Below are 17,055 nucleotides of genomic sequence, written 5' to 3' on the forward strand. Positions count from 1 at the left end.
GGAAGGCGTCGAGGTCGAGCGTGCCGTCCTCGATGCGCATCGGTACGCGGCGCACGATCGCGCCGGCGGATTCCGCCGCGCGCACCCACGGAGTGACGTTCGCGTCGTGGTCGAGGCGCGTGACGACGACCTCGTCCCCCGGGCCCCAGGTGCGGCAAAGCGCCCGCGCGAGCGCGAAGGTGAGGGTCGTCATGTTCGCCCCGAAGACGACCGCCCCCGACCCCGGATCGCCGACGAACTCCGCCGCGGCCCGGCGGGCGCGTTCGACCATGGCGTCGTTCTCGATGCTGGTGACGAACGACCCGCCGTGATTGGCGTTCACGTGCGTCATCGCGCGCGCGACCGCGGCCGTCACGGAATCGGGGACCTGGCTCCCGGCGGGACCGTCGAGAAAGACGGCCGGTCGGCCGTTCACCGTCCGGGCGAGTCCGGGGAATCGCGCGCGCCAGCGGTCGACGTCGAAGGGGGCGCTCATGAGGGGGCGAGTATAAGCAGCTCCGCCGCGATCGTGACCTGAAGCGACTCGACCCCTTCGAGCCTCGCCCGCTCGCTCCGCCGCGACCCGCGATAACTCATCGCGAGCGCGTCCTCGAGAGCGGCACGGTCGTGGAGCGCGCGCGATCGCCAGGTCGCCCGATCCCGGATGCGGAAGATCCCCTCGAACTCGCGCGCCACCCCGTCGACGCGGTCGCGCCGGGTCGCGTCGCCCTGCGCCGCCTCGCGGAGCTCGATCAGGTCGTCCTGGGCGGGAACCGCGACGACCACGACGCCACCGGGCGCGAGCACGCGTCGCAATTCCGCGAACGGGCGGCGGCCGAACAGCGAGATCGCCACGTCGACGCCGCCGTCCGCGAGGGGAAGGCCGCGGTCGGCGTTCGCGACCACCCAGGCGGCGTCGCGGAAGGAGCGGGCGGCGAGCCGGATCGACGGGACCGAGAGGTCGATCCCCGCGACCTCGCCGGCGGGGAAGATCGCGCGGGTCAGCGACCCTTCGCCGCAGGCGACGTCGAGGGCGCGCGCGGGCCCGGGGAGCCTCGCGCGAACCGTCTCGATCAACCCGGACGCGAAGCCGCGCTCGATCCATCGGCGACGCGCGAGCGCCGCGCCGAGGGTGTCCCCGGCCCGGAGCGAGCGCCGATCCTGCGGCTGCGCGAGGTTCCAGTACCCTTCGCGCGCGCGGTCGTACGCGTGCCCCGAGGGGCAACGCGCGACGCGCCCCTCGATCGCGAGCGGGAGGCCGCAGGTGCGGACGGTGCAGAGGAGCTCGATCGCCACCCGACGATTATGGAAGAGAATGGGGCCTGACCCCTTTTCGAGGGTGGGATGCCCGTCGTTCTGATCACCGGCTGCTCCTCCGGAATCGGCCGCGAGACGGCGCGCCTGTTCGCGCGCCGGGGATGGCGCGTCTTCGCGAGCCTGCGCGACCCCGGGCGACCCGAAGCCGAGGCGCTGCGAGCCGAGGCGGCCCGCGAGGGTTGGACGCTCGAGACCCCGCACCTCGACGTCACCGACGATGCGTCGGTCGACGCCGCCGTCGGGGCGATGCTGCGCGCCACCGGCGGAACGGTCGACGCCGTCGTCAACAACGCCGGCTCCCTCCTGAGCGGCCCCCTCGAGGAGATCCCCCCCGAGGCGCTGCGGGCGCACCTCGACACCCTCGTCGTGGGCGTGCACCGCGTGACGCGTGCGGTCCTTCCGGCGATGCGCGCGCGGGGACGCGGGCGCGTGGTCGTCGTCTCCTCGCTCGCGGGGCGCTCCGCGACCCCGATCCTCGGCGCCTATCACGCCGCGAAGTTCGGGGTCGAGGGGATGGCCGAGGCCTGGCGTTACGAGCTCGCCCCGTTCGGGATCGACGTCGCGATCGTGGCCCCGGGGCCTTTCGGCACCGAGCTGCATCGCAACGAGCGACGGTACGCGGCGCCCGGCTCCCCCTACGCCGGCACGGTCGCGGCGTACGACCGCCTCGCGGGGCGGCTCACGCGGGGGGACGCGGGCCAGGTCGCGGAGGCGATCTTTCGAGCATCCTCCGGCGCCCGGCCCCCCCTGCGGCGGCGGGTCGGCCCGTTCTCGTTCGTCGGCGGCCGCCTGCCTTCCCTGATCCCGGACTCCTGGCGCGAACGGCTCCTCCGCCTGGCCTTCCGATATATGTCTTGACAGCAATACCATTGTCGACGTAACAACTCCCACCCCTGAGCCCCGACGACTTGCCGCGCGGTCCGGCACCGCCGTGCGCCGGAGGACCGCCCGCATGACCGCCGAGCGATTCCTGTCGCGCAGCCGTTCGATCGTGGACTTCGTGCAACGGGGCGCCGAGGCGCACCCCGATCGCTGCCTCTACCGCTTCCTGGACATCGACGGCGAGGAGCGCGACTCGTACACCTACCTCGGCTTTCACGAGCGGACGCGCCACCTGGCGGAGCACCTGTCGCAGTCCGGCCTGAGGCGCGGCGACCGGGTGATCCTGGTCTACCCCCCGGGGCTCGAGGTGATCGTCGCGTTCTTCGCCTGCGCGCGCATCGGCGTGATCGCCGTTCCCACCTACCCCCCGACGCCGATGAACTTCGAGACGGGCCTCGGGAAGCTCGCGTTCGTCGCGAAGGACTGCGACGCGAAGGCCGCCCTGACGACCCGGGGATTCCTGCGCTCGTACCGGCTGCTGCTGGCCAAGCGCAAGCTCACCGCGCCCTGGCGGCGCGCCCCCGGCCTGCCGTCGCTCGAGTGGGTGACGACCGACGACGCGCGCGGCGTCGCCTCCGAGGGGTTCCGGGACGATCCCCACCCCACCCTGTTCCTCCAGTACACCTCCGGGTCGACGGCCGATCCCAAGGGGGTGATCGTCACGCACGAGAACGTGATCCACAACACGTTCGCCACCCTCGATCACGCGCCGACGCAGGTGTCGTGGCTCCCGCAGTACCACGACATGGGGCTCATCGGGTACTACCTCATGCCGGCGATCTCGGGGGGAACGACCTACGGCTTCTCCCCGCTGGACTTCCTCAAGCGACCCGCGTTGTGGCTCGAGACGATCTCGCGGGTGAAGGCGACGTACACGTCGTCGCCGAACTTCGGCTACGAGTATTGCCTGCGCGAGGACAAGCTCCCCGAGGCGGCGCTCGCGGGCCTGGACCTTGGCTCGCTGCGCGTGATGATGAACGCCGCGGAGCCCGTGCGCGCCGAGACCGTGGCGCGCTTCTTCGAGCGGTTCTCGCCGTACGGACTTCGCCCCGAGTCCCTCGTCGCCGCCTTCGGGCTCGCCGAGAACACCCTGTGCGTGTCGAACCACGGCCGGCACGTGGTGACGGTGAACAAGCGTCTCCTCCAGCAGCGCCGCCTCCACCTCGAGCCGGACCAGGCGCGCAACAACAACCAGAGCCGCATCGTCAGCTGCGGAAAACCCCTCGACGGCGTGCTCGTGCGGATCGTCGAGCCCGAGACGCGCGTCGCCCTGCGCGACGGGGAGATCGGCGAGATCTGGGTGGGCGGGCCGAGCCGGTGCTCCGGGTACTGGAACCGTCCCGAGCTCTCGCGGAAGGTGTTCGAGGGCGAGCTCGCCGTGGACGACGGCGAGCGTTACATGCGGACGGGCGACCTCGGCTTCGTCCACGAGGGCGAGCTTTACGTCTGCGGCCGGATCAAGGACCTCATCATCATCCGCGGGGTGAACTACTACCCCCAGGACATCGAGGGGATCGTCGAGGCGAGCTCGAGCGCGATCCGGACCGGCGGCGTGGCGGCGTTCGACGTCGAGGAGGAGGGCGAGGCCCTCGTGGTGATCGTGGAGGTGAGGTCTCCGAAGGACCTCCCGGACGCGGCCGCGATCGCGCGCGCGATCCGCACGCAGTACTACATCGAGCCCCACACGATCGCCTTCGTGCCGCCGCGCACGATCGCGAAGACGACCTCGGGGAAGATCGCGCGGGCGCGCACCCGCGAGAAGTGGCTGAACGGCGAGATCGAGCCGATCGCGCGGCACGTGAGCCTGCGCGAGCAGGAGCCCGCGGGGGACGTCTCGGGGCTGCGCGAGCGGTTCCAGTACATCGTGGAGCTGTACAACCTCACCGGCCGCGAGGAGTACTCCTTCGCCGAGATCGGCATCGACTCCCTCACGATGGTGCGCCTCATCGAGGACATCAAGGGGCTGCTCGAGGAGCACGGCGCGGGCGAGCTCGTCCGGCACGTCGACGTGAAGCTCCTCCAGCGCCTGACGATCCAGGAGTTCTTCGCGCTGATCGATCAGTTCGAGAGATCCTCGGCGTCGCCGGTGGCGGCGCTGCGTTACGTCCTCCTCAAGGTCCAGCAGGAGCACGAGGAGTACGAGCGGGAGTGCATGCGGTCGGACGCCGCCCTCGAGCGGCTTCCGCGTCTCGAGATCGCGGAGCGCGACGCCCCGGTGACCGACCTTCTGATGACGGGCGTCACGGGGTTCTTCGGCCCGTTCCTGCTCGAGAACCTCCTCCGGCAGACGCCGTACCGGATCCACGCCCTCGCGCGCGCGAACGACCCGGTGCACGGGATGGACCGCATCCGCGCCGCGATCCGGCGGGCGAGACTGTGGACCCCCGCGCTCGAGGAGCGGCTCGAGCGCCGCGTGCACGTGGTGTGCGGCGACGTCTCCCGGCACAACCTCGGCCTGAAGTCCGACCAGTGGAAGTCGCTTTCCGCGAAGGTGCAGGCGGTCTGCCACAACGCCGCGCTCGTGAACTACGTCATGAGCTACGACGCGCTGCGCCCGCACAACGTGGACGGCACCCGCGAGGCGCTGCGCTTCGCCTCCTCCGGCGCCCGGAAGACGTTCCACATGATCTCGAGCACCTTCATCTACGGCTGGACGGCCAAGGACGTCCTGTGGGAGACCGACGCGAATCCCGCGATGGAGAACCTCGACTTCGGCTACGCCCAGAGCAAGTGGGTCGCCGAGCAGCTCGTGCTCGCCGCGGAGAAGCAGGGTCTCGACGTGAGGATCTACCGCCCGTCCCTGATCTCGTCGTCGACCCACGGCGTGGGGAGCCGGGACGACATCGCCATCCGGCTGCTCGCCTTCATGATCCAGCACGGAGTAGCCGTGAGCTCCCGCAACCAGATCAGCTTCTCGCCCGCCGACGTCGCCGCGAACAACATCGTCGCGCTGATGCGGCTGCCGAAGGGCGAGGAGCGCACCTTCCACGTGACCGTGGACGACTACTACAACATGGCGGACGTCACGCGCCGGATCACCCGCGACTACGGCTACACGTTCGCCTATTACGACATCGCGCGCTTCGTCGCCGAGATGACGCGGCGGAGCACGCGGGACGACCTGATCTATCCCCTGCTCGATTTCTTCAACCGCTCGCACGAGAAGCTCTCGGCGATGCAGCACAAGCGGTACAACAACGACGCCTACCGCAGGGCGCGCGCCAAGGCGCCCGACGCGCGCCCCGACCCGACGCTCGAGGAGACGGTCCGCTATCAGATGGAGTTCCTGCTCCGGGAGGGGATCATCCCGAAGCCGGACGCGACGCGCAGGGAGAGCGACGCGGTCTAGGAGGACGCGAACAGCACCCAGAACCCCGCGTACATCGCGGCGAGCAGCGCCAGGTAGGCGAGCACGCCCGGGGCCCCGTAGGTCCCCGGCTCGCCGGGGTCGGCGCGGTGGCCGCGCAGGAACGCCGCCCACGCCGCCACCGCGAGCGCGGCTCCCGCGACGCCGTCGACGACGAAGTGCTGCTTGACGGTGCAGATCGACACGCCGATCGCCGCCGCGGCGGCGAAGGCGAACGCGCCGTAGACCCGCCGCGCCTCCCACGCCGCGAAGGCGGCGAGCCCCGCGACCGACAGGTGCAGCGAGGGGAACAGGTTGACCGGAGGGTCGAGGCGGTACAGGACGCCCACCGCCCACTCCGAGAAGGCGGACGGGTCGAGCGCGGCCGGTCCCGCGCGAAGGCCCCGGGACGTCACGGGGTAGGTCGCGAACACCACGAACGACACCGCCATCACCGCCGCGTACGCGACCATCGTGCGCGTGAACAGAGCGCGCGAGCGCACGACGAACAGCGGGAGGAACGCCATCGGGAACACCGCGAGGTAGATCCACACCGTCCAGGGGACGAAGGGGATCGCGGCGTCGAGCGCGGTTCCGAGCTCGCGCGCGGCCGACGGCGCGGCCGAAAGCCCGACGCCGAAGTACCCGCCGACGAAGAAGGCCGCGACCGCGAGCGTCCAGACCGCCTTCCATCCCGTGTCCCGCGCGCGCACGGCCGCAATGATAGTCTCCGCGGGGCATGGATCTCGCCGGGAAGATCGCACTCGTTACGGGCGGGACCCGCGGCGTCGGACGGGGAATCGCGCTCGCCCTGGCCGAGTCGGGCGCCCGCGTCTGGGTCACCGGCCGCACCGTCGCCGACCTCGAGCGGGTCGCGGCCGAGGGCGGGGGCCGGGTGGTGCCGGCCCGCTGCGACCACGCCGACGACGCGCAGGTCGAGGCCCTGTTCTCGCGCGTCGCGCGGGAGTCGGCGCGCCTCGACCTGCTCGTCAACAACGCCTACTCCGGCGTCGCCGACATCGCGGCGACGGCCCACCGGAAGTTCTGGGAGACGGGGCCCGAGGTCTGGGACGCGATGAACCGGGTGGGATTGCGGGGCGCCTACGTCGCCTCCCTCCACGCCGCGAGGCTCATGGTCGCGCGCCGCTCCGGCCTGATCGTGAACGTCTCCTCCCCCGCCTCCCTCGACTACCTCTTCAACGCCGCCTACGGCATCGGGAAGGCGGCGCTCGACCGGATGACGCGGGACCTCGCCTTCGAGCTCCGGGCCGACGGGGTCGCGGTGGTGTCGCTGTGGCCGGGGTTCGTGCGCACCGAGCTCACGGCGGAGGTCGCGCGGGAGGCCTCCCCCGCGTACCGGCGCATTCTCGAAGCCTACGCCGAGACGCCGCGCGTCGCGGGGCGCGCGGCGGCACGGCTCGCCGCCGATCCCCGCGTCCTGAGGCGCAGCGGCACGATCGTGATCGCGGCGGAGCTGGCGCGACGGCACCGCGAGCGCGACGCGGACGGCTCGCTCGCGTTGTCGCCCCGCAGCCTCCGGCGGCTCGCCCGGGCGGCGGCTCCGGGCCTCGCGTGGCTCGTTCCCCCCGTCAACGTGCCGTTCTGGACGATCGGCCCGGTGCTGCGCGCGTTCTCGCGCCGTCTCAAGGAGCGGGGCGGCTTCCGCGTATAATCCCCGCTTCATGCACCCCTTCCTCTTCCAGATCGGCTCGTTCCGGGTCCCCACGTACGGCGTGGTCTCGGTTCTCGCCCTGCTGGTCGTGATCGTCGTCGTCCGGTACTACGCGAAGCTCGAGGGACGCGACCCGTCGCAGACCACCGACGCGATGGTCCTCACGGTCGCGGTGGGGTACGTCGGGGCGCGCGTCTTCGAGGTGGTCGTCAACTGGGAGAAATACACCGCGAGCCCGCAGGCGGCGAAGCTCCTGCTCGTCTCGACCGGGGTGTTCGTCGGCGGCCTGATCGCGGCGATCCCGTTCGCGATCTGGTGGTTCCGGCGCATCGGCCTCCCCTACCTCCAGGGGCTCGACATCGTCGCCCTCGTGGCGTCGATCGCGGACGGCGTCGGGCGCTGGGGGTGTTTCGCCTCCGGCTGCTGCTGGGGGACCCCCACCGACCTGCCGTGGGCGGTGACGTTCCCCGAGCTCGCCCGCCGGATGCACCCGGACCTGCCGGGGGTGCCGCTCCACCCGACCCAGATCTACATGTCGGTCACCTCGCTGGCGATCCTGGGCCTTCTGATGCTCCTCTACCGGCGAAAGCGGTTCCACGGCCAGATCATCGCCGCGTACCTCGTGGTCTACGCGATCGTCCGGTTCTGGCTCGAATACGTCCGCGGCGATGCCGAGCGCGGGTTCGTGCTCGGCGGCCTCCTGAGCACCTCCCAGTTCGTCGGGATCGGTCTCGCCGCGGCGGGGGCGGCGTTGTACCTCGTCCTCGACCGTCGGCACCGCGCCTCGGGTGCGCCCGACTGGAAGCCCGCGACCGCGAGGTCCAAGGGACGGCGGTGAGCGCGCCGGACCTCCTCCGCCGCGCGATCGCCGCGGGCTGGTTCTGCGTGGCGGTTTCGATCGTTTTTCTCTGGCTCAGCCGTCCGACGGATCATGGCGCACCGCGGCAAGACATCGTCTTGTGGGCGACCTACCTGATGGTGGCGCGCCTCGCGGGGATCGGGTCGTTCGCGATCGGTTGCGTCTCGATCTACAACCGGCGCTGGAACCACGGCATGGCGCTGCTCCTGCTCTCCGTGATCCTCCCCTTCCTCGCCTTCCACTGGCACGGAACGATCTAGCCGACATCGCCGACCCGCGCGCGGTTCCTTTCGTTCCCGTCACGGTGATGAGAATTTCGACGCGCGCCGCCGCCGCCGCCCCGTATGGTGTTGTCAGGGGGTGGGCACGCACCGAGCGGAGGTGAGCGATGACCAACCGGTGGATCCCCCGTACATGCGTCGTCCTCGCGGCGGCCCTCGCCCTGTCGCCCGTCTTCGGCCAGACGCGCGGCTCCTGCGTCGTCGTGGAGACCCCGTCCGACGTCCGACTCCCCGACGGAACGATCGCGGACCGCGGAACGCTCCGGCTGTGCGTGAATCGGACCTTTTCCCCCGTGACGGTGATGCACACGATCCTCGCGAACGGCATTCCCCTCGGGCTGTACTCCGCCCGCGCGGAGAGGTCCGAAGGCTCCGGCCTCCCCCACCCCCTCGTCGCGTTCACGTCGCGCGGCGACGGTACCCTCACGCTGTCGGGGTACGCCGAAGGAGCGGGGCGAACGGTGACGTGCCGTTTCGCCTCCGCTTCGGCCGCCGACGCCAAACCGATCTGGCTCGCGGCGCGACTGGAGTAGTCGGGCTTTCTCCGATTCGCCCTCAGTTGCCGCGGCGCGAAGCCTCCTCGACCGCCTGCTCCTCCCCGAGCCGCGCCAGGTAGGGCATCAGCGGGGTGATCTGGAACGGCATCTTCTCGCGCGCGGACAGGAGCGGCGCGCGGGAGGTTTTCATCAGCTCGATCCGCGCGCTCCACGGATCGACCTTCACGCGGCTCCCGAGCGGGAGGGCCGCCGTCTGGTCGAGCGAGGCGAAGTCGAGCTCGGGGGCCGTCTCGACGATCTTCCCCATCCGGAACAGGCCGGTGTGGTTCGCCATGCGGTTCCCGAAGTGCGGACGGATGAGCGACGGCAGGTTCGCCGCCTTGAGCGAGAGCGCCTTGAGGAACAGGCCGGCACCGGCGAGCTTGTCCTTGTAGGGGGAGGCGGCGAGCAGCTCGACCGCCTTCTCGTCGGCCTCCGCCTCCTCGCCGGGGTCGCGCTCGAAGACGAACTCCTCGAGGGCCCGACGGTCTCCGACGAGCACGCGGTCGCCGAAGGCGTAGCGCGTGTCGAGGCGATGCCCCTTCAGGACGTGGCCGAGCTCGTGCGCGAGCACCATCGCCAGGCTCGCCTCGTCGGGGAGGACGTCGATCAGCCCGCGGCTGAGGACGATCGTGCGGCCGACGGTGAACGACTCGAGCGGGGTCGTCAGCAGCACGCGGCAGCGCACCGGCGGGTCGAGCGCAAGCTGGTTCGTGACCTCGAGGTTGCCGACGACGGTCTCGAGGACGCGGTCGACCTCCCCGGGCGGGGCGAGCAGGCCCGATCGCTCGAGACGGCGGATCACGTTCGCCTCCGCCTCCCCCTGCCACGCGCGCGCGCTCTCCAGCGGCGAGACCATCCCCGGGGACTCCGCGGCGTCGTTGGCCTGGCGGTCCTCGACGAGGACCTTCGTGAACTCGTCCTCGGCGGATTGGCCGCCCACGTCGTACCCCCAGATGCGCGTCTGGCCGCGGTGGGTGAGCTCGAGCTGCTTGGAGGCGCGCTCGGCCTCCTCCGTGTACACGTAGGCCGGAAGCCACAGTCCGGGCGCGAGGTTCATGCGCCAGCAGTCGAAGTGGAACCCCGGCGTCAGCATCGAGGCATACACGCCGTTGTAGCGGACGACGTGGTACTCCCGGTCCTCGACCCAGATCCGCCCGGTGAACCCGCCGTCGCGCTTGTTGCGCTGCACGCGGACCGGCTTCGGAGCCACGTCGAAGACGAGCGTGCGGACCTCCCCGAGGAACTCGGCGCGCACGAAGTCGAAGGCGTAGTTGTCGCGGTCGAAGTTCCCGCGGTCGAGGATCAGCATCCGCGCGAACCCCTCGGGCCGGAAGGTCTGCGAGTGGAACTCCTCGAAGAGGCTGAGGGTGTTCTTGCGCGGCTTCTTCCTCGGCCCCTCCTGCTGGGTGGCGGGCGTCGCGGGCGGCGCTCCGAGCTGGAGCCGACCGAAGAAGTAGTGGTCCCGGACCGGCACCGAGCCCAGCGTCGGGTCGGGCTTCACGGTCTGCAGGTAGGTCTCGACGAGCGGGTGATGCCGCTCGAGCGTCGCCGCGAGCTCGCGCTCGTGGGCGACCACGGCGTCGAGAACCTGGTCGAGACGGGATGCCGGCGCGGTGTCCGCGAGGGCGGGCGCGGCGCAGGCCAGGACGAGAAGGACGAATCGAGCCTTCGGGAACATGGACCCCTCCTTACGCGAGCTTGAACACGATGCGCAGCGTCGCCTCGTGGTCGACGGGCCGACCCTCGCGGCGCGCGGACTGGAATTCGATCTTCTTGGCCGCCTCGATCGCGGCCTCGTCGAGGCCGTGGCCCAGCCCCTCCACCACGCGCACGATCGCGACGCGGCCGTCGGCGTAGAACACGACCTCGAGGACGACCTCCCCCTCCACGCGCAGGCGGCGGGCCTGCTCGGTGTAGGCGGGACGCGGCTTGGAGACGATCTCGACCGGCGTGTCGGCGGCGTCGGCGCGGCGCGCGCGGGCGCGGGGAGCCGGAGCGTCCGCCTTCGCGTCGAACGCGGCCGTCTGCACGGACGCCCGCGTCGCGGTCGGGCGCGACGCCGGGGCGGCTTCGGACTCGAACCCGGTCGAGGCGACCGCGCGCGGCGCGCGCGTGGCCACCGCGGCGACGGCGGGCTGCACCTCGAACCCCGCCGACGCCACCGTCGCCTTGCGGGCGAGCGTGGGCGCCGGAGAGGCGGGCGCGTCGGCGAACAGACCCGTCACGGGTTTGCGCGCCGGAGGCGGAGGGGGCGGCGGCGGCGTGACGCGCGCCACCTCGACGGGAGGGGGCGCCGGCGCCGGCTCCGGGGCCCGCGGTGGAGGGGGAACCACGGGACGCGGAACCGGCTCCGGCTTCGGAACGGGTTTCGGCCGCGGAGCCGGGGGCGGCGGCATCACCGCCACGGGCGACGGGGCCGGAGGCTCGGGGGCGAAGAAGACCACGCGCACGGCGTCGTCCATCGCCTCGCGGACCGGACTCGACTTCGGGAGCGCGAGCAACACGCCGACGACCGCGACGTGCGCCGCCACGCTCAGGACCGTGCGACGCGCGCGGTGTTTCGACGTCAGACGCGCGTCGAGCAGGACGTCCTGCGAGAAGAACTCCCGGCTCCTCCTCATCGCGCGCCCTGCTCGATCCAGGTCTCGATCAACGCGAGCTCCGTCGCGTTCAGCGGCGGACCCGACGCCGGCATCGGGTCTCCCTGGATGTTCGGGTCGCCGCTCACCTTACGGTAGAGGTAGGAGCCCGGCGCGTCGTTGGGCGCGACGCGCATCAGCGACGGAACCTCGGCGCTGGGGACGTCGACGGTGTTCGCCACCGACGCGGCGACCGAACCGAGGTCGAGGTCCATCGGCGCCCCGATCCCCACGTGACACCCCGAAAGGGCGCAGCGCGGCGTGAACACGCGCGTCTGCACGTCGAGCGCCGACACGACTCCCGGCTGGCCGACGACGGCGTCGGCGGGGTCCCCCCCGCCGCAACCCGCCGCGAGGGCCGCGCAGCCGACGAGGAGGAGCCGTTTCACCACGCCACCGCCGCCGAGAAGACGACCCGGTCGAGCTCGACCGTCCGCCGCGAGCCCGCGGGAATGCCCAGCGCCGGCGGGGTCAGCGCGATCTCCTCGCCGAAGACCCACGCGAGGTCGAACGTCACGTTCGCAAGGACCCCCTCGAGTCCGATCGCGTACTGGGCGGTGGACAACGTCCGCTCGTCCCGCTCGGCGCTCGTGTCGAAGATCGTGGCGGTCTCGGCCCGTGCGAGGTCGCCGCGGCCGGCGACGATCAGGCGGAGCTTGTCGCGGAAGAGCGGCTGCCGGACACCCAGCGTCACGCCCAGCTCGAGAAACGTGTCGTCGACCTCCTCGGTCACGGGGGTCCCGGCGGCGTCGACGACGGTCGTCCCGGCCACGGACTGCCACCCCAGGCGCGAGCCCGCGAACAACTCCGTCTCGCCGGCCATGAAGACCGTCTTCGCCGTTCCGAACAGGCGGGTCGTCGTGACCGGGTCCTGGCCGACCAGCGTGAGGGACGGGGTGACGACGCCCCCCGACTCGGAGTAGGAGAGGTCGTCGTTGCCGAGCTCGCGCTGCGACCACTCCAGGCCGCCGCGGAACTCGATCTCCCCGGGGCGGTCGGTGTGGAGGCGGCTGTACCCGCCGATGGCCGCGAGGCTCAGGTCGTCGAGCTCGAAGTTCTCGGTGGTGAACCGGTCGGTCACGACCCCCAGGTCGTCGATCGCCTCGCTCCTGGTCTCCTGCGTGGCGCTGCCGAACGCGGCGATCGCCTGGATCTCCCAGCTGGAGTTCCGGTCGAGGAACGTGCGCATCCCGGCGTCGAGCGCGAGTCCGAGCTGGTCGAAGCTCTCGACGCCGTTGAAGCCGCCCGTCCCCGGCTCGAAGCTCCGCTCGGTCACCTCCCGGGAGATCTGGACGAGGCGCGCGCCGCCGCCCAGGACGCGGGCGTCGCTCATCCGCCACGCGACGCCGCCGCGCAGATCGATCCCGAGCAGATCGTCGCCGTTCTCGAAGACCGACGCCCCGCTGGAGTCGTCGCTGGACTCGTTCCCGGCGAGCACCGCCGCGGAAAGCCCCCAGGCGATCGCGCCGGTCTCGCGCCGGATCATCGAGCCCTGGATCGCGTCGGCGTCGTTGTCCACGTTCGCCGCGCCGTTGTTGCCGATCAGCGCGTTGACGTAGCGGGCGTAGTCCCCTTCCTGGCCGGGCCACGGGGACAGGTCGGGATGCCGTCCGATGTTCGCGAAGAGCAGGTTGTACGGGCGGTTCTGCAGCTCGTCGAACGGGTCGCGATACGTCTCGTAGGTCAGCTGGTTCAGCACGGACTGCCCGAACGTCAGCCTCGCCGGGGAGAACCCCGCGATCTCGCGGGTCACCGCCCGGGCCGCGCCCCACGCCAGAACCGCCACCGCGGCGGCCATCGCCGCCTTCCCCACCCCTCGCCTCATCGACGCCCCCCTCCGATCGCCTGTTTGTGCCGCCGCGGGAGCGCGGCGGCGTTCCTCGGACTCCTCGACGACCTTGCCGTCGCCCCGCCCATGAAACCGATCGGCGGCGCGGACGAGCCCGGCGTCCAGAATCGACGGATGTTCGGCAGCACCGTCTCGAGGTCCGCCGTGGGGACCCCGAACCACAACGCAAGCTCCGCGAAATAGGCGTCCACCGACGTCGTCGGGATCAGCCGGCCGCGGCCCGTGTCGAGCGCGCTTCCGAGGTACAGGTCCGGAAAGCTCCCGTAGAGGTCGCCGCCGGCGACGGAACCGCCGATCACGAAGTGGTTGCCCCCCCAGGCGTGGTCCGAGCCTCGCCCGTTGGAGCTGAGCGTCCGCGCGAAGTCCGACGCGGTGAAGGTCACCACCTGCGTCGCCACGTCGAGCTCGTCGAGCGCCCGGTAGAACTCCCCCAGCGCCGCGCTCACGATCGGGAGCATCGCGGCCTGGTTGAGGAGCACCTCGTCGTGGTGGTCCCAGCCGCCGACCTCCACGAAGAAGGTCTGCCGGCGCATGCACAACGTCTCGCGCGCGGCGATCGTCCGCGCGATCATCCGCATCTGGCGCGACAGGCGCGTGTCGGAGAAGACGGTCTGCAGCGGCGGGACGGCGTCGATCGCCGCCGAGAAATCCAGGTGCGCGTCGATCGCCCCGCGCATGCGCTGCGCGTAGACGCGCTCGAAGACGTGCTGGTACTGCAGGCCGAGCAGGCTGTCGATCGCCTCGGTGCGGACCATCGACTCGAGGGAGGGATCGCCGTACCCGCGAAGGCCGGTGCTCCCGTCCTCGGTGATCGTGTAGTGGGCCGTGAGGGCGCCGGACTGGAAGACGTTGTTCCCCGACAGCGAGATGTTCATCGAGATGTTCGGGTTGCAGTTCCCCGTCTGGAGGACGTCGGCCATCCGTCCGGCCCAGCCCACCGCGTTGCGGCGGTCGGGGACCGAGGTCTGCCACTGCATCTGCTGGTCGGAATGCGAGAACAGCCCGAGGGGCAGCCGCGCGCTGCCGTCGCGGAACTGCTGCATCGTCACCGGCTCGACGAGCGTCCCGACGTTCGACAGGAACGCGAGGCGCCCCTGGCCGAACAGGCTCGCGAGCTCGGGAACGCCCGGGTGGAGGCCGTATTCGCGGCCGTCGGGGGTGCCCGGCGTGATGGGAAGCAGGACGTCCGGCGCCAGCGCGAGATCCCCGCGGACCTGTGCGTACTCCGCGTGCTCCGCGGCGCCGCGCGGGACGATCAGGTTGAACGAATCGATCCCGCCGCCGAAGAACAGGCACACGAGGGCCCGGTAGTCCTCGCCCGGGTAAGCGAGGGCGTTGAACATCCCCATGTTGAGGACGGTGTTGAACATCGCCGTCGTCCCGACCGCGGCGCAGCTCGCCTGGCCGAGGAACGCGCGACGGCCGACGACCGGAGGCTGGGAAGGGGCCTTCATGCCGCGCCTCACTTGCTCACGTTGTATTCGGGGGAAAGCGCGATCAGGTGGACCGCGAGGCGGGCCCGGGACGCCGGATCGTCGAGCCGCTCGAGGGCGCCGACGAGGATCCCGCGCATCGCGGCGCTCATCTCGCCGTGCATGAGGAGCAGGTCGAGCCGGTCGACGAGCTGTCGCGCGTCGGAGGCCGTGGCGATCTCGTCGGAGAGGTCGAGTCGCACCTCGAACACCTCGTCGTCGTCGCGGTTCATGACGCCGTCCACCTGGCTGCGCAGGTCGTTGGCGCTCGTGATCGCGGTGACCGCCGTGACGATCTGGAACTCCGGCGCGACGATGCCGGCGTCGGCGATCTCCCCGGTCGGCTGGTGGTCGGGGAGGAAGAAGTTGAACACCGTCGGCGAGCTCAGCGGCCGCTGGCCGAAGGCGACCGGCGCGCCGGGATCGGAGATGCGGTATTCCGCCGCGGGGCTGCGCGCATCGAAGGCGCGGGCGAGGTGCACGCGACGCAGGAACGACTCCTGGAGGCGCCCGCGCGCGACGTCCGACGAGCCGGGAGGCGTCGCGGCCTCCGGGTCCAGCAGGATCGCCCGCACGACCGCCTTGAGGTTTCCGCGCACCCCGGCCCCGTCGTCCGCGAACACCGCCGCCACGCGCCCGATGTACTCGGGGCTCGGGTTGGAGGTGACCAGGCGCTGGATGAGCCGGCGCGAGAGGAAGGGCCCGACGTTGGGATGCTGGAAGAGATTGTCGATCGCGTCGTTCACGTCCTTCATCCCGGTCTGGCCGGCGGGGACGTATTTGCCGCGGAGCAGCCGCTTGGGCCCCGGTTCGTGGAACTCGTCGTGCATCCGCATCGGCTCCGTCCATACCTCGGTCCCGCGGCGGAAGTCGCGGCTCGGGCTCGCGAAGGACAGGCCGGTGAAGATCTTCGCGAACTCCGTGATGTCGTCGTTGTCGTAGGTGGGCATCGGCCGCCCCGCGCCGTCGAGCTTCAGGGTGCCGTCCGCGTTCAGCTGGAACAGCCCGATCGAGAACAGCTGCATGATCTCGCGCGCGTAGTTCTCGTCCGGGTAGCGCCCCGCCGCGGGGTTCGACCTCTCGTTGCGCAGGTGGCTGAGGTACGCGCCCATGACCGGGTGGAGCGTCACGTCGAGCAGGAGGTCCCGGTAGTTCCCGAACGCGCGGTCGAGCAACATGTCGTAGTAGTCGGCGAGCCCGATCGGGTTGTTGCCGACGGCGTCGTTCGCGTCGGAGACGACGAAGATCTCGCTCAGCGCGAGCGCGACCCGCTGGCGGAGCGGGTCGGGGCCTTCCATGACCTGCTCCCACCAGGACCAGCGGCGGTGCTCGGCGGTCACCTCGAGGCCCAGCCGGGACCGCGCGTCGAGGAAGGGTCGGTGGCGGCCCACCGGCTTCGCGAACTGCTCGTCGAGCCACGACGCGCGACCGAGCGTCGCGGTCCGATGGATCTCCTCCCAGTTCGCGCCGAGGGTCGCCTGCCCGAGGAACCGTGCGGAGTCCTCGGGCGTCATCGAGGCGCGGGACGGAAGCGCCATCGCCGCGAGGCAAAGCGGAGCCGCGAGTCGGATGAAGCGCCGTGCCGCCATGGATTCCTCCCGAGCCGACGTGCCGGTCGGACATGGCAAATCGCGTTCCCGCATGAGTCGCGCGGGAAAACGGCGCCGAGGGGGAGTCGGGTCAAGAACGCGCGACGCGGGCGTAATCGCGCCCGCGCGCTTCGTGCTCGGCTCGCGCGGTGAATTGCAATCTGTCGGGGGCGATCGCCCTCAGGAAGGGGACGCTTTCCGCGGTGTCGCGAAACCGTCGGCTGCGCGACCGACGGAGGGAGGCGAGGCCTCCTCGAGGAGTGTGAACTGTTCGAGGAGGTCCCCCATGAGCCCCACCCCCCTTCGAGCCACCGCACTCGCGGTCCTGCTCGCCCTCGCGAGCGGGGCCGTTCCGTCCCGCGCGGAACCCGCCCCGGCGGGTTCCGCAACCCCCGCCTTCCGGGCGGCGACCCCCGAGCTCGCCCTGATGCTCGCCGAGTTCGAGAAGGCGCGACGCGAAACGGCGATCCCGCTCGCCCCGGCGGCGGCGACCGAAGCCCCCGCGGAGCCCAAGCCCGGCTCCCGCAAGAAGACGTGGATCATCGTCGGCGTCGTCCTCGGCGTCGTCGCGATCGTGGCGCTCGCCGGCGGCGGAGGAGGGGGCGGAGGCGGAGGGGGTTATTGAGCCGCC

At 71.5% G+C, this 17,055-nt stretch carries 16 protein-coding genes; 7 read left to right on the plus strand and 9 right to left on the minus strand.

Translation table 11 applies throughout. From position 1 onward, the window contains the following. Both VF139_11445 and VF139_11450 read right to left on the minus strand, forming a co-directional pair. Positions 1–475 (minus strand): aminotransferase class V-fold PLP-dependent enzyme (locus tag VF139_11445; GenBank protein ID HEX6852008.1); only part of this gene is annotated, 475 nt, incomplete at its 3' end. Beyond that, positions 472–1,275 (minus strand): methyltransferase domain-containing protein, encoded by an 804-nt coding sequence (locus VF139_11450; protein ID HEX6852009.1) that lies wholly within the window; start codon positions 1,273–1,275, stop codon positions 472–474. The genes VF139_11450 and VF139_11445, both read right to left, overlap by 4 nt. A 48-nt stretch (positions 1,276–1,323) precedes the next feature. On the opposite strand from VF139_11450, the gene VF139_11455 reads away from it, so the two are divergent. Next, positions 1,324–2,154, plus strand: coding sequence for an SDR family oxidoreductase (locus VF139_11455; protein ID HEX6852010.1), 831 nt, complete (start codon positions 1,324–1,326; stop codon positions 2,152–2,154). A gap of 94 nt (positions 2,155–2,248) precedes the next feature. Beyond that, on the plus strand, positions 2,249–5,527 hold the full coding sequence (locus tag VF139_11460; GenBank protein HEX6852011.1) for a thioester reductase domain-containing protein: 3,279 nt from the start codon (positions 2,249–2,251) through the stop codon (positions 5,525–5,527). Here the strand turns inward: VF139_11460 and VF139_11465 are convergent. Then, positions 5,524–6,237, minus strand: a complete 714-nt coding sequence (locus VF139_11465; GenBank protein HEX6852012.1) for a phosphatase PAP2 family protein — start codon at positions 6,235–6,237, stop codon at positions 5,524–5,526. The genes VF139_11460 and VF139_11465 overlap by 4 nt on opposite strands. A 26-nt stretch (positions 6,238–6,263) precedes the next feature. Between VF139_11465 and VF139_11470 the strand changes: the two genes are divergently transcribed. The 4 genes from VF139_11470 (at position 6,264) to VF139_11485 (ending at position 8,869) form a co-directional block, all read left to right on the plus strand. Beyond that, positions 6,264–7,196: an SDR family NAD(P)-dependent oxidoreductase gene (locus VF139_11470; GenBank protein HEX6852013.1), complete on the plus strand. Its 933-nt coding sequence runs from the start codon at positions 6,264–6,266 to the stop codon at positions 7,194–7,196. A gap of 10 nt (positions 7,197–7,206) precedes the next feature. Next, a complete protein-coding gene (locus VF139_11475) occupies positions 7,207–8,034 on the plus strand; it encodes a prolipoprotein diacylglyceryl transferase family protein (GenBank protein ID HEX6852014.1) in 828 nt (275 codons plus the stop codon). Further along, entirely contained in the window at positions 8,031–8,315 is a 285-nt protein-coding gene (locus tag VF139_11480) for a hypothetical protein (protein HEX6852015.1), read from the plus strand. Before VF139_11475 ends, VF139_11480 begins: the two co-directional genes overlap by 4 nt. Before the next feature lie 128 nt (positions 8,316–8,443). Further along, positions 8,444–8,869 (plus strand): hypothetical protein, encoded by a 426-nt coding sequence (locus VF139_11485; protein HEX6852016.1) that lies wholly within the window; start codon positions 8,444–8,446, stop codon positions 8,867–8,869. Positions 8,870–8,891: 22 nt separating this feature from the next. On the opposite strand, the gene VF139_11490 is transcribed toward VF139_11485, so the two are convergent. The 6 genes from VF139_11490 to VF139_11515 are packed head-to-tail and all read right to left on the minus strand — an operon-like array spanning position 8,892 to position 16,424. Beyond that, a complete protein-coding gene (locus VF139_11490) occupies positions 8,892–10,553 on the minus strand; it encodes a M48 family metalloprotease (GenBank protein HEX6852017.1) in 1,662 nt (553 codons plus the stop codon). A gap of 10 nt (positions 10,554–10,563) precedes the next feature. After that, a complete protein-coding gene (locus tag VF139_11495; GenBank protein ID HEX6852018.1) occupies positions 10,564–11,496 on the minus strand; it encodes an energy transducer TonB in 933 nt (310 codons plus the stop codon). Next, positions 11,493–11,903 (minus strand): hypothetical protein, encoded by a 411-nt coding sequence (locus VF139_11500; protein HEX6852019.1) that lies wholly within the window; start codon positions 11,901–11,903, stop codon positions 11,493–11,495. The genes VF139_11495 and VF139_11500 overlap by 4 nt, the downstream gene beginning before the upstream one ends. Next, on the minus strand, positions 11,900–13,339 hold the full coding sequence (locus tag VF139_11505) for a hypothetical protein (protein HEX6852020.1): 1,440 nt from the start codon (positions 13,337–13,339) through the stop codon (positions 11,900–11,902). Before VF139_11505 ends, VF139_11500 begins: the two co-directional genes overlap by 4 nt. After that, positions 13,336–14,817, minus strand: a complete 1,482-nt coding sequence (locus tag VF139_11510) for a DUF1501 domain-containing protein (protein HEX6852021.1) — start codon at positions 14,815–14,817, stop codon at positions 13,336–13,338. The genes VF139_11505 and VF139_11510 overlap by 4 nt, the downstream gene beginning before the upstream one ends. Before the next feature lie 8 nt (positions 14,818–14,825). Continuing rightward, positions 14,826–16,424 (minus strand): DUF1800 family protein, encoded by a 1,599-nt coding sequence (locus tag VF139_11515; GenBank protein ID HEX6852022.1) that lies wholly within the window; start codon positions 16,422–16,424, stop codon positions 14,826–14,828. Positions 16,425–16,710: 286 nt separating this feature from the next. Here VF139_11515 and VF139_11520 point away from each other — a divergent pair, with 286 nt between their 5' ends. Next, positions 16,711–17,049, plus strand: a complete 339-nt coding sequence (locus VF139_11520; GenBank protein ID HEX6852023.1) for a hypothetical protein — start codon at positions 16,711–16,713, stop codon at positions 17,047–17,049. The last annotated feature ends 6 nt before the right edge of the window (positions 17,050–17,055 follow it).

Source organism: Candidatus Polarisedimenticolaceae bacterium (genome assembly GCA_036376135.1).
Classification (GTDB): Bacteria; Acidobacteriota; Polarisedimenticolia; order Polarisedimenticolales; family DASRJG01; genus DASVAW01.

What these genes read in the sequence shown, in the direction of transcription:
- VF139_11455 (HEX6852010.1), top strand. Translation starts at nt 1,324, where the DNA reads ATGCCCGTCGTTCTGATCACCGGCTGCTCCTCCGGAATCGGCCGCGAG.
- VF139_11460 (HEX6852011.1), top strand. Translation starts at nt 2,249, where the DNA reads ATGACCGCCGAGCGATTCCTGTCGCGCAGCCGTTCGATCGTGGACTTC.
- VF139_11470 (HEX6852013.1), top strand. Translation starts at nt 6,264, where the DNA reads ATGGATCTCGCCGGGAAGATCGCACTCGTTACGGGCGGGACCCGCGGC.
- VF139_11475 (HEX6852014.1), top strand. Translation starts at nt 7,207, where the DNA reads ATGCACCCCTTCCTCTTCCAGATCGGCTCGTTCCGGGTCCCCACGTAC.
- VF139_11485 (HEX6852016.1), top strand. Translation starts at nt 8,444, where the DNA reads ATGACCAACCGGTGGATCCCCCGTACATGCGTCGTCCTCGCGGCGGCC.
- VF139_11490 (HEX6852017.1), bottom strand. Translation starts at nt 10,553, where the DNA reads ATGTTCCCGAAGGCTCGATTCGTCCTTCTCGTCCTGGCCTGCGCCGCG.
- VF139_11495 (HEX6852018.1), bottom strand. Translation starts at nt 11,496, where the DNA reads ATGAGGAGGAGCCGGGAGTTCTTCTCGCAGGACGTCCTGCTCGACGCG.
- VF139_11505 (HEX6852020.1), bottom strand. Translation starts at nt 13,339, where the DNA reads ATGAGGCGAGGGGTGGGGAAGGCGGCGATGGCCGCCGCGGTGGCGGTT.
- VF139_11510 (HEX6852021.1), bottom strand. Translation starts at nt 14,817, where the DNA reads ATGAAGGCCCCTTCCCAGCCTCCGGTCGTCGGCCGTCGCGCGTTCCTC.
- VF139_11515 (HEX6852022.1), bottom strand. Translation starts at nt 16,424, where the DNA reads ATGGCGGCACGGCGCTTCATCCGACTCGCGGCTCCGCTTTGCCTCGCG.
- VF139_11520 (HEX6852023.1), top strand. Translation starts at nt 16,711, where the DNA reads ATGAGCCCCACCCCCCTTCGAGCCACCGCACTCGCGGTCCTGCTCGCC.